This window comes from Mucilaginibacter sp. GW821-FHT07G05 (genome assembly GCF_059418565.1).
In genome coordinates, this window is sequence record NZ_JBWKQC010000003.1 from 419,380 (window position 1) to 443,783 (window position 24,404).

Consider the following 24,404-nt stretch of genomic DNA (forward strand, 5'->3'; position numbering starts at 1 on the left):
ATACCGGTATCCTAAAGGATAGTAACAAGCTTATGACCTATTTAAAGTATAACCATAATAGTGAAACCTGCATGCAAAGTATCGTAGCGGTGCGCGATGCCTTGTATGTATTGAGCGGTAAATGGAAGCTCCCGCTGATAGTGGCGCTTTCATCGGGCCCGCTGCGTTTTAAGGATATTCAGCGTGCGCTGGAAGATATCACGCCCAAAATACTCTCCAAAGAATTGAAGGAGCTGGAGATCAACGGCTTTATTGAGCGTAAAGTATTCGCCACCACGCCGGTAACCGTATCATACGAGTTAACGCCCTATAGTGCCACGCTTGATAATGTAGTGGGCGCATTGCGCGAGTGGGGTATGCAGCACCGCGACCGTTATCGCACCAAGCCCAAAGAAACCACAGTAACAGAACCTATCTCCGAAACTGCCGAATAAATGAAATATCTGTATCTGGCTATCGCCATTATTGCCGAGGTAATAGCCACCAGCGCCTTAAAGGCATCGGCACAGTTCACCAAACTTTGGCCAACGGTAATTGTAATTGTGGGCTATTTAATAGCGTTTTACTGCCTTAACCTCACGCTTAAAGCATTGCCGGTTGGTATAGCTTATGCTATATGGTCGGGTGTGGGTATCGTATTGGTATCGGTTATTGCCTGGGTGCTGTATAATCAAAAGCTGGATATGCCCGCCATTTTAGGTATCGCGCTGATACTGGCCGGTGTACTCGTTATCAACCTGTGGTCTAAATCGTCGGCACATTAATTATCGGGATATGGTTTCGGTATTTATTAACTTCCTGCAACTTTTCGGGGATATCCCTGAGACCGACCGGCAACTAATTGAGGCAGCGATGCGCAGCAGAAACCTAAAAGAAGGAGATGTGCTTTTAGATGAAGGGCGTGTTTGCAAAGAGCTGTTCTTTATTTGCAACGGCATATTACGCATTGTAAAGCTGAATGATAAAGGCAACCAGGTAACTTATTTCTTTTTAAAAGAGAACCAGTTTTGCTGCATCCTCAATAGCTTTAATAATAAAGTACCTGCTGAAGAAGGTATACAAGCTGCCTGTGACAGTGAGGTGCTATCCATATCGCGCGCCGCGCTCGATGGGCTTTACGAAAAGCTGCCTTATCTCAAAAAACTCATCACCGGTATTATAACACAGGGTTTGCTGGACAAGATAGCCCTGCGAAATTCATATCTCGGCGAAGACTCCACCAGCCGCTACCTCAAATTCATGACACGTCAGCCCGAAGTAGCCCTTCGTGTTTCCCTTACCGATGTGGCCTCGTATCTTGGTATTACTCCGCAGTCGTTAAGCCGTATCCGTAAAAGTATCAGGTGATCGCTTTTTACCAAATGGTAAGTGGCAGGCGCCGGCTGGTGCTGAGATTTGTGCTGTTAAATATTCAATACAATGAAAGCACAAACAGCACAACAAACATCAGGCAACTCATTAACCGGTAAAAAAGTAGTTATACTTGGCGGCAGCGCGGGTATTGGCCTGGCTACAGCACAAGCCGCCGCAGCGGCAGGCGCGCAATTAGTAATAGTTTCGAGAAACATCGATAAGGTAAATAGCGCGCTTAAAAGCCTGCCCGCCACGGCCACAGGGCTTACAGCCGACCTATCAGACGAAGAACAGATCAAGGCCTTGTTCGCTAAAATAGGCGGCTTCGATCATTTGGTGTACACTGCGGGCGAAAACCTTAAACTAAGTAATGTAGCCGATACCAATATGGACAATGCCCGCCGCTTTTTTTACACCCGCTACTGGGGTGCTTTCACCGCCGTTAAGCATGCCGCCTCGTATATTAACACAGGTGGTTCGATGACATTAACCGGCGGAATTGCAGGCAGCAGACCGGGCAAAGGCTGGGCTGTGGCATCAAGTATTTGCAGCGCGATGGAAGGCCTCACCCGTGCACTGGCCGTTGAACTGGCCCCGGTACGTGTAAACCTGGTAGCGCCAGGCATAGTAAAAACCGACCTATGGAACGAAATGAGCCCCGCCGACCGCGAAGCCATGTTCAGTAATTTTGGTGATACCCTACTGGTAAAACGCGTAGGCGAAGCCGAAGACATTGCCAAAACCTACCTATATCTCATGGAACAGCAATACAGCACCGGCCAATGCATTGTTGTTGATGGGGGAGGAGTGTTGGTTTAGGGAGAGGAGAAAGCTGAAAGGTAAAAGGAGAAAGGTAAAGCTCAAAGCCAAAAAAACTCCCTCTTTGCGTAGCAGAGAGGGATGTCGAGCGCAGCGATGACAGGGTGAGTCAGCTGCTGTTGAAAGGAGAAAGCGCAAAGCAAAAGCTGAAAGCCAAAAAAAACTCCCTCTTTGCGCAGCAGAGAGGGATGTCGAGCGCAGCGATGACAGGGTGAGTTAAAATCTCCTCCCACCAATGCCTATCCTGATTCCTGACTCTTAACTCTTATTTCTATTCACAACATGTAACACTGGCACCATAGTTGCATCTAAACAGAATAAAACATTAAAATTCAAAACTATGGGCCTGTTAAGATCTATTGCAATTGGTGCAGCTGTGGCTTACGGAGTAAGCTATATTACTAAAAAAAGAGCCGACGGTACATCATTAGCTGATGAACTGGTTGATAAAGCTCCCGAATGGTTTGGTAAAGCAAAAAAATACGGCGAAGAAGCACTCGAAACCGTAAAAGAACGCGTTAAATCGTAAGCATCAAATACGTAACACGTATGAAATAATAATTCACGTCCTTGCGAGGAACGAAGCAATCTCTACTTAAGCAGAACCGCTCTGTATAGTTTAAAGATTGCTTCGTACCTCGCAATGACGTGATTTTTTGCTTTTCCTCCTGTCTCCTGATTCTTTATTCTTGTTTCTCTAAACCTACTGCACCGTTATACTCTTCGTTTGCGTAGTATGCGCGCTAAAATAGCCTAAAGCGTTATTGTTGATATTTGATGGCGGATTACCCGGCGTTACGCCGCCACCCGGTCCGTTTTGGGTTTGCTGGCTCAGGGTATACCAGTATTTAAAAACATCTTTATCTATACACTGCATCTCCACTTCTACTTCATCGTTGGTGTCCAGCTCTTCATTGTCATCATCGCTGCCGTAAAATAGCTGTTCTTTAACGTTGTTGCCGTTGGTAAGGCGGTCGTTATCGGCATATACGCGCCTGGTGAGTGTGTTGTTCACCTTCATAATAAAGCGGTACTGGTTAGTAATAGCTTCCGGATCCTGGTAATGAACCGCTACTATTTTACGCAGGCTGCTGCCAAATTTCAGGTTTACAATGCTCAACGAATCGGCTGTTACCGGTTCAGGCATGGTTGAGCTGGCAATGTATGTATTGTTGTCAGTTACTACAGTCATAGTATAAATTCTGCCCGGTACGCCTTTATACGGGCCAAAGGTGTAACTGCCCGGCGAGGTTTCCTGAAAATGCAGTACAAGGCCATTATTAGTGGTTACGGTTACATTAGCACCCTGTACAGGTGGGTATATATTACTATCGGTATATGGTACTGATTGACTGATCCTGATAGTTTGTACGCCAAATTGATCGGTAATATTACCCTCAATAACCAGCTGGTTGGGCGGGGTTTTAATATCAACATCAATTACCTTTTCGCACGATGCTAATAAGAGGCTGCCGATGGCAAGGAGTAGTAGAGTATATATTTTATTAAGCATGATGTTAAAATTTAAAGTTCCAGGTTACTGATGGTATTACGCCGAAAAGGGATATCTGCACGGCCTCGGTACGGGTAGCATCATCCTTTTTATCCCTGAAGTTGATGGCGTAAGGGTTTTGGCGGTTAAGCGCGTTATATAACCCAAACGACCAGCTCGATTTAAATTTCTTGGTTTCTTTCCCCTTCAGCGTAGCGCTGATATCAAGCCTGCCGGTATAAGGCATACGGCTGGCATTACGATCAGTGTAATAATAAGTAGTAAGGCCGCCTATGTTATATTTTCCGGCGGGGTATGTCACCGCGTTACCTGTACTGTATACATAATTGGCGGCAAAGGTCCAGCGTTTGTTCAGGTTGTAAATACCTACCAGCGCCAGGTCGTGCGTGCGATCCTGTCTTGCCGGGAAATAATTACCGTTGTTCAACTGATCAAATTTACGTTCGGTGCGCGACAGCGTGTAGCTCAACCAGCCGGTAAGCCTGCCCTTAGTTTTTTTAGCGTACAGCTCAAAGCCATAAGCACGACCGCTACCATAGATCAGTTCAGACTCTACATTGGCGTTGGCAATCAGCTGCGCGCCATTTTTGTATTCAATTTGGTTTTGCAGCCATTTATAATATACCTCGCCCGAAAACTCGTAAGCATTGTTAGCTGCGTTTTTAAAATAGCCGAAAGCTATCTGGTCGGCAAGCTCGGGTTTAATATTGTTGCTGCTCATCACATATTGATCGGTAGGTGAGCTTGAATTGGCATTGGTAAGAATGTGTATATTCTGTGTATTGCGGTTGTACGATGCCTTAATAGAGTTTTCATCATCAAGGCTGTAGCTTGCAGAAAAGCGTGGCTCAATATTGAAATAGCTTTTGGCAAATTCGCCGCTTTTGTAGGTCGCTTCTGATGCTACTTCGCCATCGGCATTGTAGGTATTGAAAGTGCCCGGGCCTAATAAAGAGAAACCGCTAAACCTTAACCCATACAAAAAGCTTAGCTTATCGGTCACCTTCCACTCGTCGGACAGGTAGGTGGCCAGCTCAACGCCATAACGGTTTTCAATCGACAGATCGTTAAAGCTCGAACTGCCCGAAGTGGTAATATCCGATGGAGCAATGCGGTGGTGCGTTGCCTGTAAACCAAAGCGTAAGGTATGCTTATCGCTAAAATATTGCAGGTCTTCCTTAAAGTTGAAATCACGAATAAGCGAAGTTACATCGGCATTATTATCCTCATCAAGCAACTTAATGCTGTAGCTGTATTTATTGTAAATGAGTGATGTGTTGCTGAACAACCGGCTGTTAAACACATGGTTGAGGCGAATGGTAGCGGTAGTATTGCCCCAATCATTATCAAAAAGGTTTTTTATGCCGATGTTATCCTGCCCGAAATAGCCGGATACAAACAGCGTGTTCTTGTCATCAAACTTGTAATTTACTTTAGCGTTGATGTCGTAAAAGTTGAGGGTATTGCCACGCGTGGCCGAATCCGGCGAAGCTTTCAGCAGGAAATCTATATAAGTACGTCTCGCGCTGATCATGAACGACCCCTTGTTTTTAACAATTGGCCCTTCCACCTTTAATCGCGAAGCAATTAAGCCTATACCACCTTCGGCACCAAACTCTTTATTGTTACCATCCTGCATCTTAACATCCAGTACTGATGACAGCCTGCCGCCGTATTGCGCGGGCATACCGCCTTTGTACAGGCCAACATCTTTTACCGCGTCGGCATTAAAGGTAGAGAAGAAGCCCAGCAAGTGTGATGAGTTGTAAACCGTGGCCTCATCCAACAGTATCAGGTTCTGATCGGCCGCGCCACCGCGTACAAAGAAACCGGTATTACCCTCACCGCCCGATTTTACACCCGGCAGCAACTGGATGGTCTTCAGCACATCCTTCTCGCCAAATATCACAGGTATATTGTCGAGGTCTTTCATGTTGATCTTATCCAAACCCATTTGTGGGCTGCGCACGTTCTCGTTCTTACGGTCGGTAGCTGTAATGGTAACCTCCTTTAACTCACTGCCCGATTGCAGCTCGACATTCAGCTTTATGCTTTTATCAAGGGTAACTTTTTGAGTGGTGGTAGTGTAACCGGTGTAGGTTACGGTAAACTCATATTCGCCCTCGTTACCGGTTAACGAGTAAAAGCCGTACGCGTTGGTTGCCGCGGCAGTTTGCCCGCTGGTGCCCTGTAATTTAACAGTAGCGCCTATGAGCGTTTCGCCGGTGGCCGCGTCGCGTACGGTACCGCTTATGGTATAACGTTTTTGAGCAAAGGTAGGTGTGGTACAAAAAAGGGTGATCAGTAATAGCAGGGGAGTAAGGTAGATGTTTCGTTTCTGCATGTAAATCAATAGATGTGAATGATGTATGTAATAAAATTATCGCAGGTTAAGACGAAAACTACTCTTTTTTGTTACAAGCCTTTCAAAAATTGTAATAAAAAGCATTGGGCTATTAGCTTTCATCCCCCGGTTCCCAAAGCTCAATTTTATTGTCTTCAGGATCATACACCCATGCAAATTTGCCTATCTCGTCGTTATGACGGCTTTCGTCAATACGCACACCGGCAGCTTGCAGCTGTTCCAGCAACGTATCCAGATCGCTAACGCGCAGATTGAGCATAAATTGCTGATCGGGCCTGCCAAAATAATTGGTTGTGGCCTTAAATGGCGCAAACACGGTTGGCCCACCTTGTTGCAGCCATGGTTCGCCGCTCATCATCGAGTTAATACCAAAATGTTGTTCATACCATGCGCTAAGCGCCGATGGATCTGCCGCCCTGAAAAAGAAGCCGCCAAAACCTGTTACTAAACTTGCCATAATGTGTGTTTTTAGTTTGCCGTAAATATAAAAGCTTTTGTAATTGCCTATGAGGGCAAACGCGTAATAAAGAAGGGCATACGCGACAAATTGTTCACTATTGTTGACAGGCTGTCGTTATTTACTATTTTTACAACATCTTACTGTCTTAATAAATATCATCCATTCCCGATGATCGGATTTGCCTCCACGGCTATCCGCACAGGCAATTATTGCCTTCAAATTTCTATCAAAATTTATAAAAAAGACACACATCAAATGAATCAGCATATTAAGGTCGCGGTTATTGGCGGCACCGGTAAAGCCGGAAAATACATTATAAAAGAGTTAATCAGTAAGGGGTATAGCATCAAAATGCTCCTTAAACGGCCGCATTTGCGTGCGCAATTTGAGCACCCGCAAATACAATTTACAGAGGGTAACATGGCCGATGCCGAAACAGCCCGCGCGTTAATTAAGGATTGCACCGCGGTGATCAGCGCCATAGGCCAGCGGCAGGATGAACCACTGATAAGCACCCTTGCTACCACCAATATAATAGCGGCAATGAAGGAGTACGGTATAAAGCGTTACATCCTGATCACCGGCATCACTATGGATGTACCAGGCGACACCAAAAACACACATACCCAAGCCATGACGGATTTTATGAAAAAATCATATCCCGAAATAGTAGCCGATAAGCAGCACGTGCTGGATCTTTTAAACGATAGCGATACCGATTGGACGATTGTGCGCCTGCCGGTCATCAAACAAATGGATGAACGGGGTAAGTTGCTGGTCGATCTGCACGATTGCCCCGGCGAAAGTATCAGCACAGCCGACCTCGCCGCATTTTTGGTACAGCAGATTGCAGATGCCGGATATACAGGTAAAGCGCCGTTTGTAGCTTCTGAGCTTCGAGGCTAAAGCTGAAAGGAAAAAGGTTAAAGCTGAAAGATAAGCTGAAATCAAAAGCTGAGAACTCCCTCTTTGCGTAGCAGAGAGGGATGTCCAGCGAAGCGATGACAAGATGAGCCCCCCGGTTTAACTTATTATAAAATAACTTAAACACCACGGCATACTATTTGTTATCAGTACAGTAAAACATCTATATAAAAGTAAAAAAACATGAAAGATCAATCAAAATTAGTTGCTGCACTTTTAATAGGTGCTGCTGCAGGAGCCGCTGCGGCTTTGTTATTAGCGCCTGATAGCGGTAAAGCTACAAGAGACGAAATCGCTGATTATTTCAACGATTTGTTAGATACAACTAAAGAAAAAGCACGTACTGCTGCTGCCGATGCAAAAGAGTACGGATCACATATAGTAGATAAAGCGAAAGCTAAATTTGGTAGCGTGGTTGACGAAGCCGGCGAATACCGCGATAAAGCTGTTGACGCTGTAAAATCAAAAGCATCAGAGCTTAGCGATAAAGCTAAAACTTACGGACAAGAAAAAGTAGAAGGCGCTAAAGATGAAGTGAAAGCTACTGCCGATAACTGGAACAATTCGGTACAAAACGCTTAATTAAGCATTTACTGAAAATAAGAAAAGGCCCGCTTCACAGCAGGCCTTTTCTTGTTATATACTATTTGTCAGCCTTACAATGTAAAGCTGTTATCGCTTTCGGTAGCGTCCATAAATATGCCGCCATCCAGTTTTACGGTTTTAACCGTTTTGCCTGTTTTTATGTTGATAGTGGCCTGTTTTTGGTTCGTTTTCCAAACAACCGGGGTTTGGTGTACACTTTCGGTTGTGCCATCGGCATAAGTTAATTTCACATCAAACGGAACAACAAAGCCGCCTATGTTTTGTACCGATACGGCATAGCCATCCGCGCTTTTGGTTACTTTATCAATAGCCAAATCAATGTAGTAATTGGTGAAGTACCAGTTGTTAAAGAACCAATTCAAATCCTGGCCCGATACATTGCTCATCGAGTTAAAGTAATCCCACGGAATAGGGTGCTTGCCATGCCAGCGATCCATATAACCATGCAGCGCTTTCTTAAACAGCTCGTCGCCAAGCATATCTTTCAGCGCGAAGTGGCTTAATGCCGGTTTGCCGTAAGCGTTGTTACCATAACCGGCTTTCAATTCGCTCGATGGGGTGATGATCGGCAGATCCTGCGCGGTAGCAGGGTTATGGATCCAGCCATCTACACGGAATTGTTTAAACAGGGCTTCAGCTTTTTCTTTACCCACTTCTGATGTGCCTATCAGCAATTCAAAAGTAGTGGCCCAACCTTCATCCATAAAAGCATAGCGGCTTTCGTTAATGCCCATATAAAAAGGAAAGTAAGTATGCGCTACCTCGTGATCTTGTACAAACTGAGTAAAGTGAGGGTCGTCGGTATGGCTGTCGTTACACATCATCGGGTACTCCATATCGGCAAAGCCCTGGAACGAGGTCATTTTAGGGAACGGATACGGTACGCCCGGCCAGTTGTGTGACAACCAACCCAGCGTATTGCGGCCAAACTGTACCGCCTGGTGAAAATCTGCCGAAGCATCGGCAAAGGCAGCCTGCATACTTGCACGGCGTTTGGTTTTAGGGTCGACGATAACGCTGGCCGCGTCCCATACATAATGGTCGCTTATACCCACGGCCATATCGCTGATGTCGTTAGCGGTCCATGTCCAGGTATTGGTAGCGTTTTGGGTGGTAATATTCTTTTTCGCCAGATCCTGCGCGGTAGCTACGTGGATGGTAGAATCGCTGGTGTATGATTTTTGCAGGCGTTTAGCGTATTCTGGCTGCAGCACCTGTTTGGTATTTTGCAAGGTACCGGTAGCCCAAACTATATAGTTTTTAGGTACGGTTACATTAAGGGTATAGTTGTTAAAGTCGTTATAAAACTCCTGCGCATCTGTAAAATCGAGGCGATCCCAACCATTATAATCATCATAAACTGATACCCTTGGATAAAAATATGCCAGGAAGTAAGTGGTAGAATCAATCATCCCTTCGCGGCCGCTTTCCAATGAGATCTGGTAGTGCCAGTCAATATCCAGCTTAACCGAATCTTTAGGCAACAACGGCTTTTTAAGCACGATACCCATGTTGGTGGTAGCGGCTTCGTTGTTGTAAGTTAAACTTTCGCCGTTGGCCAAAAGTTTATCTATTTGCGCGCCGGGTGTTAAATAATCTTTATTGGCACCATAAAACCTTGCCGCGCCCGGTTTATGTATGTTCAATATCATTTTCATGTTCAGCCTTTTCAGGGTATCGGGGCTGTTATTGAAATAGGTAATGGTTTCGGTACCCTTAATATCGCGGCTTGGCGGCAGGGCAGTAATGCTGATGTTGTAATTACCGGTATTTTGCCAGTATTTGGCGCCGGGTTTACCATCGGGCGAGCGGGTGCCCTTTTTAAATGCCTTTTGAATATCGCGGGGCATATACAGGCTTTGCGCCCGGGTTTGCGTAAAAGCAGCCGCGAGCAGCGCTGCTACAATTAGTTTTTTATACATGAGGTCGTAGAAAAATAAGGCCGAAGATAGTTATAAAATACAAATAGCCTATAGGGGGTAAACGCCTTTAGTTCAGCTTTATAACAATTGTGTTACAAAAGGTGCGACTATGTTAAATTTATTTACGTTTGTACTAAGTTATTTTAATAGGGGTATTAGATAACTGAAAACCTAAACCGGGCTTGTGCCTGGTTTTTTTGTTTTAGTCCACATTGATATACTCCTTGGTGATCAGTAAAAACAACTGGTCGTTATCTATCGACTCATCAAAGCACTCTATCAGCAACTGTTCTACTTCTTTATCGTCCAACTGTACCGATAGCGCTTTCAGCATCCGGCAGGATATGATATTAATGTGCTCCAGCATCTGCACGTAAAGCAAAACATCGGTATCAAGTAAAACCGACACCGGCTGGGCATCATCCAAACAAAATTTATCTTTTACAATAGCTTTAATGGGGTTGCAATTGGCATCTGAAGGGGTTTCTTCTATCAGTTCGTATATTACTGCCATGCGTTTTATCTGGCTGTTAATATCATCGCCAAACTCCTGTAAGGCCAGTTTTAACGAGTTGAATGAAGCCAGTTCAATAAGGCTGCCTATAGTTTTGCTGATATATTGCTTGCCAAAGTAAAGCCTGTTAAGGTGATGCAGAAATACTTGTTTTACAAATTGCGGATCTGACGTTTTGGGTGACATACCTGTTTTTTGTGTAAATGTTAATGAGGTGATAATAAAAAGTTTAACAACACGTGGTTGTGAGCCTTGTTTCAAAAATACCATTATAAAAGCGGATAATTTTGAATTTTAATTATAAACTAATTCGCGCCGCCGCTTAAGTTAAAAACTTATACATAAGGTGTATTTTTTTAATGGTTATATGACGGTCGTCTGGCGTAATTTACCCGGTAAATAACAACGCATCGCCACACAAAACCCTATATTTGCTATACTATGAAATATAAATTAGGCGATTTTGTGCGCTTTGTAGACGAGAAAATGGAGGGTTACGTAACCCGCATTATTGATGAGCAAATGATAGGCGTAACCGGCGACGATGATTTTGAGATACCTGTACTGGCCAGCAAGGTAACCACGGTACATGGCTACGAGGGAGGTAAAAAAGCCGAAATAAAAACAGGTACCGAAGAAGCTGCCATACCGGCAAGCGAATTTATAAGCAAGGGCATATATATTGGTGTGGTTAATGATGCTAAGGCGGGTTCGGTAGTACATTTTCATTTGCTGAACGAAACCTCTTTCCAGTTGCTGGCATCATTTACTACCGATACCGGCGGCAAGTACAAGGGCGAGTACGCGGGCATTTTAGCGCCAAATACTTCGGTGCAGATCTATTCGGCCCAACTGGCCGATCTGCAGGTATGGCCAAAGTTTAGCCTGAACGTGGTTTATCATACCAAGCAAAACGTAAAGCCCGAAGAGCCGTTGGTGTTCACCGAAAAATTTAAGGCTAAAGATTTTGCCGGGGCGAAAAAGAAACTGCCCGTTAATGGTTTACAAGGTTGGGTGATTCGTGTAGATGAACCCGAGCTGGTAATTGATGCCGATAAACTCAAGGAAAGCTTCTTTAAAACAGCCGAAGAAAAAACAGCCATACCTGTTAAACCGGTAACTGAGGTTGACCTGCATATTGAAAAACTGCGCGATGATCATCAGTTTATCAACAGTAACGAGATATTGAAGATACAGCTTACCCATTTTAACAAAACGCTTGATGCCGCCATTGTGCACCAACTGCCCGAAATTACCTTTATACACGGCGCAGGCAACGGCATATTACGCCACGAACTGCATAAGCTGTTGAGCAAGCACCCCAAAGTGCAAACTTTTATGGATGCCCGTAAAGAGAAGTTTGGCTATGGCGCTACAAAGGCCATATTAAAATAACACACCATGAATGCCCGGCAGCTACTGCAATACCGCCTGTATAACCAGCAATTATCAAAGTCGCGTTTTAAAAACGCGGGCGAACTGGTAAGCTACATGGGTGCTATACAGGCGCAGGATTATGCCGGGGCGAAATGGGCATTGGGCTTGCGTTTAAATAACGCTACCGATAACAAACTCGAAAAACAGATAAATGCCGGGGAAGTATTGCGCACCCACGTGTTGCGGCCTACCTGGCATTTTGTAAACCCGGCAGCCATTCGCTGGATGATAGAACTTACCGCGCCGCGCCTTAATCAGCAAAGCGCGGGGCGCAACCGGCAGCTAAAGCTGGATGCCAAAACCTTCGCAAAAAGTAATGATATACTGGCGAAGGCCTTGCACGGCGACAAACAACTCACCCGTACTGAAATTGCAGCAATATTGGAGCAGGGCGGCATTGCCACTGATACCCAGCGCTTGATCCATCTGCTGTTTACCGCCGAACTCGATTGTGTAATTACCAGCGGCGCAAGGCAGGGCAAACAGTTTACGTATGCATCCTTTGATGAGCGGGCACCAAAGGCAAAATCGCTGCCCAGGGATGAATCCATCGTGCGGTTGGCGCTCACTTACTTCAACAGCCGAGGACCGGCAACCCTGCACGATTTTGTATGGTGGAGCGGCCTCACCGTAACCGATGCCAAAACCGGGCTGGAAGAAATTAAGGATAAGCTGACCAATATCACCCTTGACAACCAAACGTATTACCTGCCGCAACACCTGCCCGATACCAAACTACCCGCGGCCATATCGTGCCTGTTGCCCCCGTTTGATGAATACACCATCGCCTACAAAGACCGCAGCGCCGTCATCAATACAAAACATGCCGAACAAGGCGGCTACCTAATTTTCGACCCGGCCATTATGCTTGGTGGTAGCATTGCCGGCAACTGGAAACGCAGCATCGGCACAAAAAACATTACAGTTAATTTAAACCCTTTCGACGCACTGAAACCCGCGCAGCAAGCCGCTGTTGAAAAGAGCGTAAAACGCTATGCCAAGTTTATGGGAATGGGTGTTGAAGTGAGGTAATAGGAGAAATAAGGTAATAAAGGTGCTTGTTATACTTAGGTTAAGCTTCTCCGTCAGCAAAGAGCTTCGGGCGAAAACGGGCAGAACGTTGTTGGCCAGGAGCGCAAAGGCGGGCATAGCGAACTTGTTGCATGTGGGTCGGAAACGAGCGGAGGGGCAAAAGTTCCAGCCCAAGTTCTGACCGTTTTGCAGGGTATGGCCTTGTGCGGCAAAGAAGCCTTTTGCTGGACAAAGGGTTTTGTTACTTTTGCCCTCAAAAGTAATGGGCCCCTGCGGCCAAGAGCAGACTAACGTAAATCACAGCACAAGCCTTAAAAGTAAAAAAGAACGCGACGAGATTGCTTCGTACCTCGCAATGACAACCTATCTTAGCCACCTCCGTAACATTTTCATTATTTGTAAATAATTATCACTAAATCCGTTGCCATTATTTATTTTCATGGCAGTATGCGAAAGGCCTTATCCGCAGTTAGTACTGCATTGTTTGTTTTTATTTTATTGTGGCTGCAACCGGGTTTTGTGCAGGCAGCCAATCCTGTAGTTCATGTTTCGGCTAAGCCTGCCTGGTTAAGCACTGTTAAACCTTATGATAAAAAACCGCCTGCCCGTACGGTGCAAAACGGGTATTTCTATGCCTTAATTGAACGGCAGGTAAATGTAGAACAGCATGCCGATTATAACCACATCATCCGCGAAATCGTATCCGGGGCGGGTATCCAAAACGGATCGCAAATTTCGGTAAGCTTTGAGCCGTCTTTCGAGCGGGTCGATTTCCACGAGATCATTGTGTGGCGCAACAATAAACCCATTAACAAACTTAACGCTTCGGCCTTTAAAGTATTGGCCGATGAGCAGGAACTATCCAGCTTTATTTACCAGGGCAGCTACTCGGCCTTGTATATCCTAACCGATATCCGCAAGGGTGATAGGATAGAATATTCGTACACGGTAACAGGCAGCAACCCCATATTTGCCAATAAATTTATGGGTAACTTTTATTTTCAAAGTTACCAGCCTATAGCCCACCAGTACACCGCCTTAATTGCGGCTGATAAAAGGGCTTTGAATATCAAATCGTTCAACGCGGTGCCTAAAGCGGTAGTGACACAAGCTGCCGGGCTGAAAAAATATGAGTGGGAAGCTTTTATGGTTGCCGCCGGTACTTATGAAGATAAGCAGCCCGCCTGGTACAATTCCTTCCCCTACGTACAGGTAAGCGAATATAGTAACTGGAACGAGGTAGCCAAATGGGCATTATCCATCAACCCGGTTACCACCAAATTTACCGGTGAGTTGGCCGATGAAGTAGCCCAGCTAAAAAAGCAATCGGGCAATAGTAAAGAGAAATATTTCAGGAACGCGGTAAAAGCCGTGCAGGATGAAGTACGCTATATGGGTATCGAAATTGGCGAATACTCGCACCGGGCTAATAACCCCGCAAAAGTGTTTGCACAGCGTTACGGCGATTGTAAGGATAAAGCCTTGCTGCTTACTTCGCTGCTGCGTGCAAACGGTATTGATGCCTGGATGGTGCTGGTAAACACCAGTATGCGTGGCCGGGTAGATCAGTATTTGCCTACAGCCAATGCCTTTAACCATGCCGTGGTTACCGCCGTGGTAGATGGCAAGCAGGTTTGGGTTGATGCCACTATAGCTTATCAGCGTGGTTCGGGTACTGATATTTATTTTCCGCCGTATGGCAAAGGCTTGATATTGAAGGATGGAACAAATGCGTTAACCACCATCCCGGTAAAGACAGGCGGCAAAATGGAACTGACCGAAACATACAACGTTATGGATGCCGTAACGCCTGCTACCTTAACGGTGTACACGGCTTATACAGGTTCAGAGGCAGATTACATGCGCGATAAGCTGGCCTCATCAAGCATGGCCGAAACAGAAAAGACTTATATTGATTATTACGCCAAGATCTACCCCAAAATTGAATCGACAGATTCTGTTACGGTGACTGATGATGAGCAGGAAAATAAGATCGTAACTATTGAAAGTTATAAGATCCCTGATTTCTTTAAAAAGGATTCGGTTGAGGGTGGTTACGTACGCGGCTTTTATGCCAATTACATCAGCGACCAGTTATCAGAGATCAACAGCAGGTTGAAAACGCCGGTGTCGGTAAATTACCCCTATAATATTGATTATTCCATAAAAGTGAACCTGCCCGGCGGCTGGAGCATAGATGCAAGCCATACCGATATTGAGCGCGATGCTTACAGGCTAAATACTTCTACCTCTGCAGATGGCGATATGCTCACCTTGAATTATAAGTTCTCTTATTTGCAGGATCATATCCCGGTGAATAAACTCGACGAATACCGCAAGGATGTTAAAAAGATAAGCGACGACGAGTTGGCCTATACATTTACCTACAATCCAGGTAACGAAACAAAGCCGTTGAATTTGAAGCCCATGCACGTGAATGTGTACATGGTGCTTTGTATTACTTTATTAGGTATTGTTATCGCGGTAGGCGGCGTATTGATCTACCGCAGGGAAACGCCGGGTATCGTGTTTTCATTCGGCTCAGGATTTGAACCCTTAGGCGGATGGCTGATATTGATACTGGTTGTATTTTTCTTTATAACAATAGCCGGTTTCTTTTCCTTATTCTCCGAAGGTTATTTTGATTTAGATAAGTGGAATAAATACGGCACAGCTGCCTTAAGTAATCAAAATAAAACATTGATAACCATCAAGGCGATAGGGCACATTATTTTAACCGGATACTCCATTTTTTGCCTCATCTTATTTTTAAACCGCAGGGATATTTTACCAAAATACATTATAGGATTCTTTATATCCGTAGTGGTGGTAAACGCTGTCACCTATATAGTTTCTTCAGGTACATTGCCGGATAAAAATTTATATAACGATCTTATATTTTCGATAGTGATGGGTGCTATATGTATACCTTATTTCATCAAATCTAATAGGGTTAAATACACTTTTATTGTACCGCAACCGGCCAATAACTACAGCTACGAAATGCGTAGCGCCGAGGCATTTCCTGCTAATAAAGAGCAACAGTAAACATACCTGTAAACAAATATCGCGATGCTTTTGGGCATCGCGATTTAGGTTGAAAATAAATTATAATATCGCATCATAATTTACCTTAAGTTCTTTTGGGTAGTGTAAGGTCTTTTAGTTCGTCAAAACTAATGGATATACGCAGGCTTACCACATAAAGTTTTTAAAACGAATAATAAATTTGCTTATTTATTCGGCTATTGGTTGCAGGCGTGCAAGGTACTGGCCGTATTCGTCGTCCACCAGAATATCGGTGCTCCAGCCGGCCTTTTTTGCCACATCGGTTAGCGTGTGTTCGTCCACATATAACCAGTTGAACCAATCTGTTTTTTTGCCTTTATATTCATATTGATATTTGATCTCGCCATAATACCTGTGCTGCGGCGGGTTGCCCTCGTACAGGTAAGCAATGTCCGACGAATCGAACAGTAATTGCCCTCCCGGCGCCAGCAGTGTTTTAACGTATTGCAGAAAATTAGCCAGGTTTTCCAGCGAACCGGTAAGCCCTATGCCGTTCATCAGTAAAAGCAGGGTATCATATTTAGGTCCGGTATAGGTAAATATATCGGCCTCAATTGCCTGCTGCAAGCCACGCTTGCGCATCACCTCAACAGCCAGCGGCGAAATATCCAGCGCGGTAATATCCATTCCCCGGTTTTGCAGTTCGAGGCTGTGGCTGCCTGCTCCGGCACCTATGTCGAGCGTTTTGCCCCGGCATTCGTTCAGGGCATGCCATTCCAGGTCGGGCATATCATCTTCCTTACGGAAATAGGTTGATACCGGCATCTCCTCTTTCGGGCCATATTGGTTATGGATCCAAAGTTTATGCTTGCCCAATTTATGGTAGCGGTCGTAAATGGCTTGACCTAAAATATCCTTCATGTGGTTACAAAGGTATCAAATCAATATATTTGGGCAATTGCCCAATTATGACCATCGCCCACTTTTTACTCATTATCATAATTACTGCCGGTATGATAGGCAGCGTAAAAAGCAAGAAGCTCACACTCACGGCGGCTATTACAGGTGGTTTAGTAAGCATCCTCATTTATATATGTGCTGATTTTACGGGCATAGCCATTATAACTACCTTCTTTTTGGCGGGTACTTTAGCCACATTATGGCAACGCGAACTCAAACAAAGCATCAACGCCGCCGAAGCCAACGGAGGCAGGCGCACGGCAGGGCAGGTACTGGCCAACGCGGGAGTGGCCGGGTTAACAGGTATCGTCACGCTGATCTATCCGGATTACCGGGAAGTATTTCAATTAATGCTGGCGGCATCCTTCGCCTCGGCAATGGCCGATACTTTGGCATCTGAACTGGGGATGCTTTACGGCAGGCGGTTCTTCAATATCCTCGCCCTGAAAACTGATACCCGAGGCGAAAACGGCGTGATCAGTATAGAGGGTTTGCTGATCGGTGTGGCGGGCAGCAGTCTTATCGCGCTGATATACGCCATTGGTTTTGGCTGGAGTTGGGTTATTTTGAAGATCATCATAGCCGGAACCATTGGTAACCTTACCGATTCTGTACTCGGCGCAAGTCTCGAACGCAGAAACCTGATCGGCAATAACGCGGTTAACTTTTTAAATACGCTTATTGCAGGTTGTGTGGTGTTGCTGTTTTAAACCGTGCTTTGGTTTATCAACACATCTTTAAAACTACAAACTAATGACCCGGCCTGCTTATAAATATGTGCCGGATATTTTTTAGTTTTGTCGACTGAAAATGGGGTGAAATACTCGCCCTAATCCTAATTTTAATTAGCCCACATAGTGAAAAAACTCACTGAAAGTAATGCAGCGCGGTACGCGTTAACGTTGATCATTATCACATTCATCATTCGCATACTGATAGCCGCTTATACAGGCTTGGGTATCGGCGAGTCGTACTACTTTCGTGGTGCCATTACACTTGAACTAAGCTATTTCGATCAGCCGCCATTGTTTTTTTGGTTGAGCTGGTTAAGTACAAAAATATTCGGCTTAACTACACTGGGGCTGCGTTTCCCGGCGGTATTGTTGTTTGCAGGTACCAGTTGGATGCTTTTCTTACTCACCCGCCAGTTATTTAACGCCAAGGCCGGTTTTTGGGCGGTAGTAGTGATGAATTTGAGCGCGGTATTCACCGTGGCCATAGCCTGCTGGTTTCAGCCTGATGCGCCGCTGATGTTCTTTTGGCTGGCCGCCGCGTACTGCATACTACAGGTAATGCAGGTTGGCGAAAACAGGGGTACTATCACTTTTAATAAACGTAAAACCTACCTGTGGTGGGTAAATATAGGCTTGCTGATGGGGCTGGCTACGCTTAGCAAATACCACGTATTGTTTTTATTTGCAGGTGTGTTCTTGTTCATAGTAGCCAATAAATCGCAAAGGCATTGGTTGAGGCACCCGGGGCCGTATTTGGCGGTTTTGATCACGCTGATCATGGCGTTTCCTATCATTTGGTGGAATTATCAGAACAACTGGGCTTCCTTTGTTTTCCAGGGATCGCGCGCAGGTACGGGGCAAAAGTTTCAACTGCATATCGATTGGTTTTTGCGAAGCCTTGGCGGGCAGGCACTTTGGTTGTTGCCATGGATATGGGTACCTACCTTCAGGCAGTTATTCGTATCGTTCAAGCAAAGGGTTACTTCATTATCATACAGCTACGTGTTTTGGATAGCCGTTTTACCTATCGTTTTCTTCACCGTGGTTACCCTTTGGGCCGATCTTCAATATCACTTTCACTGGCAGGCACCCGGCTACATGATGCTTTTCGCACCGCTGGGCTACGCTATCGATAAAAAGCTAAGTAATACCGAAACCGCACGGGGCACACGCAGGTGGATGAATTTTTCAATATGGTTTACCGTTATCACGATTACCGTACTGAGCCTGCACATGGTAACCGGTTTTTGGACATGGTACGGCCCGAAATGGGCGGTAGGCCTCGCAGGCGATACCGACGACCCTACCGTACAGGGTATCGACTATAACGACGTTAACACCCGCTTTGAAAAAGAAGGCTGGTTCAATAATAAAAATCTGTTTGTAGGTACGCCGCGCTGGTGGCTTACCGGTAAGGTAGATTGGGCGCTGAAAGGTAAAAAGGAGATCATTTGCTTTAACCACGACCCGCGTAACATGGCTTACCTTGTTGACCCTAACAAACTCATTGGGCATGATGCCATTATTGTTTCGCAGGGCGAGTACGAGAGCGTTACCCAGGATGCCAAACCGTTTTTTGACAGTATTACCGAGCTGCCGGAGATCAAAATAATCCGCAGCGGTGTAACTGAACTGCACATGCAGGTTTATTACTGTAAAAACTTCCACGTAACCAAAGAAACCCGCGAAGATTTGCCGCTGTACAAGCAGCTCACCGGCAGGCCGCCATTCGGTCCGGGTGAAAAGCCGCAGGATTAATCCATTCTATAAAATATTAAAAAGAGGTTGTAATTGTAAAATTATATCCTCAAGTTTGCAATCATCAGATGATATGATGATATAATTAAATGACAATATTAAAACGTAGTTCACTGGCCGATGAAGTAGCCGCCGCTATACAGCACCAGGTTAAAGCCGGGAAATATCAGATCGGTGAGAAGCTGCCTATTGAGCCAGAGCTGATGAAAAACTTTGGCGTTGGGCGCTCCACCATCCGCGAAGCGATAAAACTGCTTACCAACTCGGGCTTGTTGAGGGTGCAGCAGGGGCTGGGTACCTTTGTTGAGGATACCTCGGGCATCCGAGAGCCTCTGGCACAGCGTTTTAAACGGGCCAGCGCGCAAAATTTGGACGAAGTGAGGCAACTGCTGGAAATGAAAATAGCCGAAAAAGCAGCTGTTAACCGTACTGATAACGACATAGCCCAAATAAAAGCCATGTTTATTCGCCGTACCGATGCTGCCCGTGCAGGCCTGATGGCCGATTGCGTGGAGGCCGATGTAAGTTTCCACACCGCTATAGCTGAGGCATCCGGGAATGATATCCTGGCCGATCTGTACAAATCAGTTGCTACACACCTCAAAAGCTGGTTTATGGAGAGCTACCCCGATACGCAGATATTTGTGAGCACCACCCATCTGCACGAACAACTCATGAACAGCATTATTGAAGGCGATGCCAAAAAAGCCTGGAACTGTGCCGCCCGCATCATTGGCCACGTTTCGCAATAAATTACTTATCCATCTATCCGTAAGGATAAAATATATATCTAAAATGAAACCATCCGCAGAAATTACTACCGACTCTACCGCTCCGGGCAGTATCATCAGTACCGAAACCAAACAGGCGGTACAGCAAACGGTGTATCCTATTTTGTTCGCCATCAGCTTTTCGCACTTACTGAATGATATGATGCAATCGGTCATCCCATCGGTATACCCCATGATCAAAACCAACTTCCACCTGTCGTTCACGCAGATCGGACTCATCACACTTACTTTTCAACTGGCCGCATCTTTACTGCAGCCCTTTGTAGGCAACTATACTGATAAAAAGCCAAGCCCGTATTCGCTAGCTATTGGTATGGGTTTTACGCTGATAGGTTTGTTGAGCCTTTCAATAGCATCAAGTTTTATATTTATACTGGTTTCGGTAGCTTTGATCGGTACCGGCTCATCGGTGTTTCACCCCGAATCGTCAAAGGTGGCCTATATGGCATCGGGCGGTAAACGTGGTTTGGCACAATCAATTTTCCAGCTGGGCGGTAATGCGGGCAGCGCTATCGGGCCTTTGCTGGCCGCGCTTATTATCATTCCGTTCGGGCAGGGCAATATCAGATGGTTCGCGCTGGCGGCTGTACTGGCTATTTTTGTATTGTTAAAAGTGGCCGGTTGGTATAAAGGCCACCTTGCATTAAGGGCACGTAAAAAGGTTGCTGTTGAAGAGAGCCGCCCGGCATTATCAAAAGGCCGCATCATTACGTCGGTAGTGATCTTGCTGCTGCTCATCTTCTCCAAATATTTTTACATGGCCAGCATGACGAGTTATTTCACCTTCTACCTCATTGGTAAGTTCCATTTGTCGGTACAGCAATCACAAATGTATTTGTTCGTTTTTTTGGCGGCAGTAGCTGCGGGTACCTTAATTGGCGGTCCGCTGGGCGATAAGTTTGGCCGTAAATACATCATTTGGATCTCGATATTAGGTGTGGCGCCATTCACGTTGCTATTGCCTTATGCCAGTTTATTTTGGACGGGTGTACTATCTGTATTTATCGGCGTTATTATCGCCTCGGCATTTTCGGCCATATTGGTTTACGCTACCGAGCTTCTGCCGGGCAAGGTGGGCATGGTATCGGGCTTGTTCTTCGGTTTCGCCTTCGGGATGGGCGGGTTAGGCTCGGCATTATTGGGCCGCCTGGCCGACCATACCAGTATTACGCACGTATTTAACCTGTGCGCTTACCTACCGCTGATTGGTATTATTACAGGTTTATTACCTGATATTGAAGGGAAAAAGAAGACAGCCGTTAAGTAAATAGCTGAACATCTATTTGTCGGCATAAAGTAAAATACAAGGCACCTTTTGCGGGTGCCTTTTTTTATTGAAAAATGTTGCGCACCTTTGTACTGTAATATTTATAATTACAGTAAAGATGAACGGACGCTTTCATATATCAGTACACATACTTACCCTGCTGGATGCAGCGAAGGGCGAGTTGGTATCGTCTGATTATTTGGCGGGCAGCATCAATACAAACCCGGCACTGGTACGTAAGGAGCTAAGCAACCTGCGCAAGCACGGATTGATCATTAGCAAGGAAGGCAAGGCAGGCGGTTATATGCTGGCAAAATCGCCGGAGCAGATCCGGTTTGCCGATGTGTACGAGGCCGTTAAACAAACGGCAATTTTGGGGCAGGCCAGGAATGAGCCCAACCCGAAATGCCCGGTAGGCAGGCAAATCAACCAGCATTTAAAAGATATGGACAAGGAGATTGAAGACGCGGTGATAAAAAAACTGTATGACTTTAACCTGGCCGATTTTAGTGAGAAATTTTATTAATATTTTTTTAACATAAACTGTAATAATTTTAATTACAATAAACCAAACAAAATGAAAGTAGCAATTATTGGCGCATCGGGCTTTGTAGGAGCCAGCGTATTAACAGAAGCATTAAACCGCGGTCACCTGGTAACCGCTATAGTACGTAACCCCGAAAAAATTACTGTACAAAACGATAACCTTACCGTAACAGGTGCCGATATTTTTGAAACAGAGAAACTGACAGCCATACTTGCAGGTAATGATGTAGTGATCAGCTCATATAACCCGGGCTGGGGCAATCCCGAAATTTATGACGACTTTATAAAAGGATCAACCTCGATACAAGAGGCTACTAAAGCCGCCGGTGTAAAAAGACTGATAGTAATTGGCGGCGCGGGTAGTTTATATATTGACGGCAATCAGTTGGTTGATAGTCCGCAGTTCCCGGCAGAATGGAAAGCCGGTGCTACAGCAGCACGCGATTTCCTGACCGAACTACGCAAAGAAGAAGAACTGGACTGGACCTTCCTGAGCCCGGCCATCAACCTGCACCCCGGCGAACGTACCGGCCAATTCAGGTTAGGCACCGAAAGCCCTGTATTTAATGAGCATGGTAAAAACGACATCAGCGTAGCTGACCTCGCAGTGGCTTTATTGGATGAGGTAGAGAACAAGCAATTTGTAAAACAACGTTTTACGTTGGGTTATTAAAGAGCAGCCAGGAAACAGTGCCGGGCCTTGTGCGATTCCTTCCCTCGGGAAGGAGGAGGAAGGGGTTTCATCGGCTTAAATGTTTCTTATATAATGCATAACCCCTCCCTGCCCTCCCGAGGGAGGGAAATAAATTATGCTTCTCAAAAACAGGGTTTAGAAAGTTTTTAAAAACTTTCTAAACCCTGTTGCTTTTATACACTATTACACGTGTAACCTTTGAATAGAGGATACTGTAACTTAACAGTGTTTAAACAAGTAAAGCAATTAAAAGAAATAACTTTGCCGTATGAAAAACTATAAACTGATATTATCTGCCGCTGCTGTGCTGGCGCTTTCTGCCTGTAGCGTTGGTTCAAAAACATCACAAGGCCAAACCGATTCTGCCGGTGCAGCACAAACCGCTGATAGCACCGAAAGTAAAGCCCTTTTTGCAAAAATGACCATCAGCGATGCTGTTAAAGGCAGCGATTCGGTACAACTTAAGTTTACTGTTTATAACCCTGCCGATACCGCGCAGCAATTTTGCAAATGGCATACCCCGTTTGAGCCTTTAATGAGCAAATACCTCGATGTTAAAGATGAAAGCGGACAGGAAGCCAATTACAAAGGCGCTATGGCCAAACGCATAATGCCGCCTCCTGCTGATAGCTACATCAAGGTAAAACCTAAAGACAGCTTATCGGTAACGGTTAACCTGCTGAAAGGTTATGATATTACCAAGCCGGGCAAGTATACCGCCACTTACGTAGGCCAAAACATGAGTGGCTTAGTGGTTAAAGATGGTGTTACGTTTGTTTACGAAAAGTAAGCTGACTCACCCTGTCATCGCTACGCTCGACATCCCTCTTTGCGTAGCAGAGAGGGATTTTTGTTTTTTAAGTCTTTTCACCCTCTTTGCGCTCGCGCAGAGAGGGTCGACCAGCGAAGCGAAGTCGGGGTGAGTTAATTAAACTACGATTTTAAAGAGCTTTTCGCTTTCTCCTTTCAGCTTTCACCTTTCAGCTTCCTACTACCCCGTAATTGTTATCTTATACTTAGCCAGCAAGCCACTCAAGCCATGTATACTGAATTTCGCTTTGGCTATGGAGTTGTTTTCAGGGTCTATCACAAAATTATAGGCCGAACTGAAGTCGGCGCCTTTAAGTATGGTGTTATCAAATATTACACGGTTGAGGTCGCAATTGTCAAATACGGCGGAGGTGAGGTCGGCTTCGCTAAAGTCAGATTCATTTAAAATGCAATCGTTAAACTTAGTGCCTTTCAACCGCTTTTTGTAGAAGATGCTGTTCGTCATATTGCAACCCGTAAAGTTAACCTCGAACGAGAAATGGTTAGATTTATCAAAATGGGCTCCCGCGAGTTTGCATTCCTGAAAGCTCACATTTTGCAGGCCCGTATCGGTTAATTGTACGAGGGATAGGTTACAGGTTTTAAAAACACAATCGATAAAAGTAATGTGCGACAGGTTAGCGTACGACAGATCGCAGTTCAAGAACTCGCAGCGTTCAAATACCCGTTTATGGCCCTCAATATCTGCCGGTTTGCTATTTTTAAATACTACGTCCTCGTCAATTTGTAACTCATAATTATGCCGTGTAAAAATTGCCGCTAAAGTAATAACAATAGCCAATTTTGCAGATGTTAAAGCAGCTTTATAAATAAAATAAAATGTTTGCCGCTTAGGTACATGCTGTTAAACAGGGCTTTCCACAAATCTT

Annotated in this window: 24 protein-coding genes; 17 read left to right on the plus strand and 7 right to left on the minus strand. The window is 45.3% G+C overall.

All coding sequences use genetic code 11. The features are described 5' to 3' along the window. Positions 1-32: 32 nt before the first annotated feature. From AC07NA_RS10075 to AC07NA_RS10095, 5 genes are all read left to right on the plus strand, one after another. Complete coding sequence (locus AC07NA_RS10075; protein ID WP_494897451.1) at positions 33-434, plus strand: winged helix-turn-helix transcriptional regulator; 402 nt, start codon at positions 33-35, stop codon at positions 432-434. Next, on the plus strand, positions 435-764 hold the full coding sequence (locus AC07NA_RS10080) for a DMT family transporter (RefSeq protein ID WP_345210216.1): 330 nt from the start codon (positions 435-437) through the stop codon (positions 762-764). Between the two features lie 10 nt (positions 765-774). Next, entirely contained in the window at positions 775-1,347 is a 573-nt protein-coding gene (locus AC07NA_RS10085) for a Crp/Fnr family transcriptional regulator (RefSeq protein WP_494897452.1), read from the plus strand. A 72-nt stretch (positions 1,348-1,419) separates the two neighbouring features. Beyond that, positions 1,420-2,172, plus strand: a complete 753-nt coding sequence (locus AC07NA_RS10090; protein ID WP_494897453.1) for an SDR family oxidoreductase — start codon at positions 1,420-1,422, stop codon at positions 2,170-2,172. Between the two features lie 340 nt (positions 2,173-2,512). Then, entirely contained in the window at positions 2,513-2,701 is a 189-nt protein-coding gene (locus AC07NA_RS10095) for a YtxH domain-containing protein (RefSeq protein WP_345210218.1), read from the plus strand. A 174-nt stretch (positions 2,702-2,875) separates the two neighbouring features. Here the strand turns inward: AC07NA_RS10095 and AC07NA_RS10100 are convergent, their stop codons facing one another. The 3 genes from AC07NA_RS10100 to AC07NA_RS10110 all read right to left on the minus strand — a co-directional run bounded on the left by AC07NA_RS10100 (position 2,876) and on the right by AC07NA_RS10110 (position 6,507). Further along, positions 2,876-3,685, minus strand: a complete 810-nt coding sequence (locus AC07NA_RS10100) for a DUF4249 domain-containing protein (protein WP_494897454.1) — start codon at positions 3,683-3,685, stop codon at positions 2,876-2,878. Between the two features lie 4 nt (positions 3,686-3,689). After that, complete coding sequence (locus AC07NA_RS10105; protein ID WP_494897455.1) at positions 3,690-6,029, minus strand: TonB-dependent receptor; 2,340 nt, start codon at positions 6,027-6,029, stop codon at positions 3,690-3,692. Positions 6,030-6,141: 112 nt separating this feature from the next. Further along, on the minus strand, positions 6,142-6,507 hold the full coding sequence (locus AC07NA_RS10110; protein ID WP_345210221.1) for a VOC family protein: 366 nt from the start codon (positions 6,505-6,507) through the stop codon (positions 6,142-6,144). A 258-nt stretch (positions 6,508-6,765) separates the two neighbouring features. Between AC07NA_RS10110 and AC07NA_RS10115 the strand changes: the two genes are divergently transcribed. Then, positions 6,766-7,416 (plus strand): NAD(P)-dependent oxidoreductase, encoded by a 651-nt coding sequence (locus AC07NA_RS10115; RefSeq protein ID WP_494897456.1) that lies wholly within the window; start codon positions 6,766-6,768, stop codon positions 7,414-7,416. Positions 7,417-7,617: 201 nt separating this feature from the next. Then, positions 7,618-8,016 carry a YtxH domain-containing protein gene (locus AC07NA_RS10120; RefSeq protein ID WP_345210223.1) on the plus strand — a complete coding sequence of 133 codons (399 nt, stop codon included), beginning with the start codon at positions 7,618-7,620 and terminating at the stop codon, positions 8,014-8,016. Between the two features lie 74 nt (positions 8,017-8,090). On the opposite strand, the gene AC07NA_RS10125 is transcribed toward AC07NA_RS10120, so the two are convergent. Both AC07NA_RS10125 and AC07NA_RS10130 read right to left on the minus strand, forming a co-directional pair. Beyond that, complete coding sequence (locus tag AC07NA_RS10125) at positions 8,091-9,962, minus strand: M1 family metallopeptidase (protein WP_494897457.1); 1,872 nt, start codon at positions 9,960-9,962, stop codon at positions 8,091-8,093. A 202-nt stretch (positions 9,963-10,164) separates the two neighbouring features. Beyond that, positions 10,165-10,662 (minus strand): DUF892 family protein, encoded by a 498-nt coding sequence (locus AC07NA_RS10130; RefSeq protein ID WP_494897458.1) that lies wholly within the window; start codon positions 10,660-10,662, stop codon positions 10,165-10,167. 255 nt (positions 10,663-10,917) lie between these two features. Here AC07NA_RS10130 and AC07NA_RS10135 point away from each other — a divergent pair, with 255 nt between their 5' ends. The 3 genes from AC07NA_RS10135 (at position 10,918) to AC07NA_RS10145 (ending at position 15,993) form a co-directional block, all read left to right on the plus strand. After that, the gene (locus AC07NA_RS10135; protein ID WP_494897459.1) at positions 10,918-11,871 is read left to right on the plus strand and encodes a Smr/MutS family protein; all 954 of its coding nucleotides are present in this window, start codon (positions 10,918-10,920) and stop codon (positions 11,869-11,871) included. Between the two features lie 6 nt (positions 11,872-11,877). Further along, on the plus strand, positions 11,878-12,945 hold the full coding sequence (locus AC07NA_RS10140) for a winged helix DNA-binding domain-containing protein (protein ID WP_494897460.1): 1,068 nt from the start codon (positions 11,878-11,880) through the stop codon (positions 12,943-12,945). 447 nt (positions 12,946-13,392) lie between these two features. Beyond that, positions 13,393-15,993 carry a DUF3857 domain-containing protein gene (locus AC07NA_RS10145; RefSeq protein WP_494897461.1) on the plus strand — a complete coding sequence of 867 codons (2,601 nt, stop codon included), beginning with the start codon at positions 13,393-13,395 and terminating at the stop codon, positions 15,991-15,993. A gap of 189 nt (positions 15,994-16,182) precedes the next feature. Here AC07NA_RS10145 and AC07NA_RS10150 read toward each other — a convergent pair whose 3' ends face one another. Continuing rightward, complete coding sequence (locus AC07NA_RS10150) at positions 16,183-16,875, minus strand: class I SAM-dependent methyltransferase (protein ID WP_494897462.1); 693 nt, start codon at positions 16,873-16,875, stop codon at positions 16,183-16,185. A 47-nt stretch (positions 16,876-16,922) separates the two neighbouring features. On the opposite strand from AC07NA_RS10150, the gene AC07NA_RS10155 reads away from it, so the two are divergent. The 7 genes from AC07NA_RS10155 to AC07NA_RS10185 all read left to right on the plus strand — a co-directional run bounded on the left by AC07NA_RS10155 (position 16,923) and on the right by AC07NA_RS10185 (position 23,494). Then, positions 16,923-17,624, plus strand: a complete 702-nt coding sequence (locus tag AC07NA_RS10155) for a DUF92 domain-containing protein (RefSeq protein WP_494897463.1) — start codon at positions 16,923-16,925, stop codon at positions 17,622-17,624. Between the two features lie 147 nt (positions 17,625-17,771). After that, on the plus strand, positions 17,772-19,406 hold the full coding sequence (locus AC07NA_RS10160) for an ArnT family glycosyltransferase (RefSeq protein ID WP_494897464.1): 1,635 nt from the start codon (positions 17,772-17,774) through the stop codon (positions 19,404-19,406). Positions 19,407-19,495: 89 nt separating this feature from the next. Next, positions 19,496-20,158, plus strand: a complete 663-nt coding sequence (locus AC07NA_RS10165) for a FadR/GntR family transcriptional regulator (protein WP_494897465.1) — start codon at positions 19,496-19,498, stop codon at positions 20,156-20,158. A 43-nt stretch (positions 20,159-20,201) separates the two neighbouring features. Further along, positions 20,202-21,464, plus strand: a complete 1,263-nt coding sequence (locus AC07NA_RS10170) for an MFS transporter (protein WP_494897466.1) — start codon at positions 20,202-20,204, stop codon at positions 21,462-21,464. 118 nt (positions 21,465-21,582) lie between these two features. Further along, positions 21,583-21,990 (plus strand): Rrf2 family transcriptional regulator, encoded by a 408-nt coding sequence (locus tag AC07NA_RS10175; RefSeq protein WP_494897467.1) that lies wholly within the window; start codon positions 21,583-21,585, stop codon positions 21,988-21,990. 51 nt (positions 21,991-22,041) lie between these two features. Then, positions 22,042-22,683, plus strand: coding sequence for an NAD(P)-dependent oxidoreductase (locus AC07NA_RS10180; RefSeq protein ID WP_494897468.1), 642 nt, complete (start codon positions 22,042-22,044; stop codon positions 22,681-22,683). A gap of 289 nt (positions 22,684-22,972) precedes the next feature. Further along, on the plus strand, positions 22,973-23,494 hold the full coding sequence (locus tag AC07NA_RS10185) for a protease (protein WP_494897469.1): 522 nt from the start codon (positions 22,973-22,975) through the stop codon (positions 23,492-23,494). 201 nt (positions 23,495-23,695) lie between these two features. On the opposite strand, the gene AC07NA_RS10190 is transcribed toward AC07NA_RS10185, so the two are convergent. Beyond that, on the minus strand, positions 23,696-24,316 hold the full coding sequence (locus tag AC07NA_RS10190) for a pentapeptide repeat-containing protein (RefSeq protein ID WP_494897470.1): 621 nt from the start codon (positions 24,314-24,316) through the stop codon (positions 23,696-23,698). Positions 24,317-24,404 lie beyond the last annotated feature (88 nt).

Bases quoted from the DNA above. Each gene is read 5' to 3' on its own strand.
- AC07NA_RS10150 (WP_494897462.1), bottom strand. From the start codon at position 16,875: ATGAAGGATATTTTAGGTCAAGCCATTTACGACCGCTACCATAAATTG.
- AC07NA_RS10175 (WP_494897467.1), top strand. From the start codon at position 21,583: ATGAACGGACGCTTTCATATATCAGTACACATACTTACCCTGCTGGAT.
- AC07NA_RS10090 (WP_494897453.1), top strand. From the start codon at position 1,420: ATGAAAGCACAAACAGCACAACAAACATCAGGCAACTCATTAACCGGT.
- AC07NA_RS10125 (WP_494897457.1), bottom strand. From the start codon at position 9,962: ATGTATAAAAAACTAATTGTAGCAGCGCTGCTCGCGGCTGCTTTTACG.
- AC07NA_RS10085 (WP_494897452.1), top strand. From the start codon at position 775: ATGGTTTCGGTATTTATTAACTTCCTGCAACTTTTCGGGGATATCCCT.
- AC07NA_RS10140 (WP_494897460.1), top strand. From the start codon at position 11,878: ATGAATGCCCGGCAGCTACTGCAATACCGCCTGTATAACCAGCAATTA.
- AC07NA_RS10135 (WP_494897459.1), top strand. From the start codon at position 10,918: ATGAAATATAAATTAGGCGATTTTGTGCGCTTTGTAGACGAGAAAATG.
- AC07NA_RS10170 (WP_494897466.1), top strand. From the start codon at position 20,202: ATGAAACCATCCGCAGAAATTACTACCGACTCTACCGCTCCGGGCAGT.
- AC07NA_RS10130 (WP_494897458.1), bottom strand. From the start codon at position 10,662: ATGTCACCCAAAACGTCAGATCCGCAATTTGTAAAACAAGTATTTCTG.
- AC07NA_RS10145 (WP_494897461.1), top strand. From the start codon at position 13,393: ATGCGAAAGGCCTTATCCGCAGTTAGTACTGCATTGTTTGTTTTTATT.
- AC07NA_RS10165 (WP_494897465.1), top strand. From the start codon at position 19,496: ATGACAATATTAAAACGTAGTTCACTGGCCGATGAAGTAGCCGCCGCT.
- AC07NA_RS10120 (WP_345210223.1), top strand. From the start codon at position 7,618: ATGAAAGATCAATCAAAATTAGTTGCTGCACTTTTAATAGGTGCTGCT.
- AC07NA_RS10075 (WP_494897451.1), top strand. From the start codon at position 33: ATGACCTATTTAAAGTATAACCATAATAGTGAAACCTGCATGCAAAGT.
- AC07NA_RS10095 (WP_345210218.1), top strand. From the start codon at position 2,513: ATGGGCCTGTTAAGATCTATTGCAATTGGTGCAGCTGTGGCTTACGGA.
- AC07NA_RS10080 (WP_345210216.1), top strand. From the start codon at position 435: ATGAAATATCTGTATCTGGCTATCGCCATTATTGCCGAGGTAATAGCC.
- AC07NA_RS10155 (WP_494897463.1), top strand. From the start codon at position 16,923: ATGACCATCGCCCACTTTTTACTCATTATCATAATTACTGCCGGTATG.
- AC07NA_RS10105 (WP_494897455.1), bottom strand. From the start codon at position 6,029: ATGCAGAAACGAAACATCTACCTTACTCCCCTGCTATTACTGATCACC.
- AC07NA_RS10185 (WP_494897469.1), top strand. From the start codon at position 22,973: ATGAAAAACTATAAACTGATATTATCTGCCGCTGCTGTGCTGGCGCTT.
- AC07NA_RS10180 (WP_494897468.1), top strand. From the start codon at position 22,042: ATGAAAGTAGCAATTATTGGCGCATCGGGCTTTGTAGGAGCCAGCGTA.
- AC07NA_RS10100 (WP_494897454.1), bottom strand. From the start codon at position 3,685: ATGCTTAATAAAATATATACTCTACTACTCCTTGCCATCGGCAGCCTC.
- AC07NA_RS10115 (WP_494897456.1), top strand. From the start codon at position 6,766: ATGAATCAGCATATTAAGGTCGCGGTTATTGGCGGCACCGGTAAAGCC.
- AC07NA_RS10110 (WP_345210221.1), bottom strand. From the start codon at position 6,507: ATGGCAAGTTTAGTAACAGGTTTTGGCGGCTTCTTTTTCAGGGCGGCA.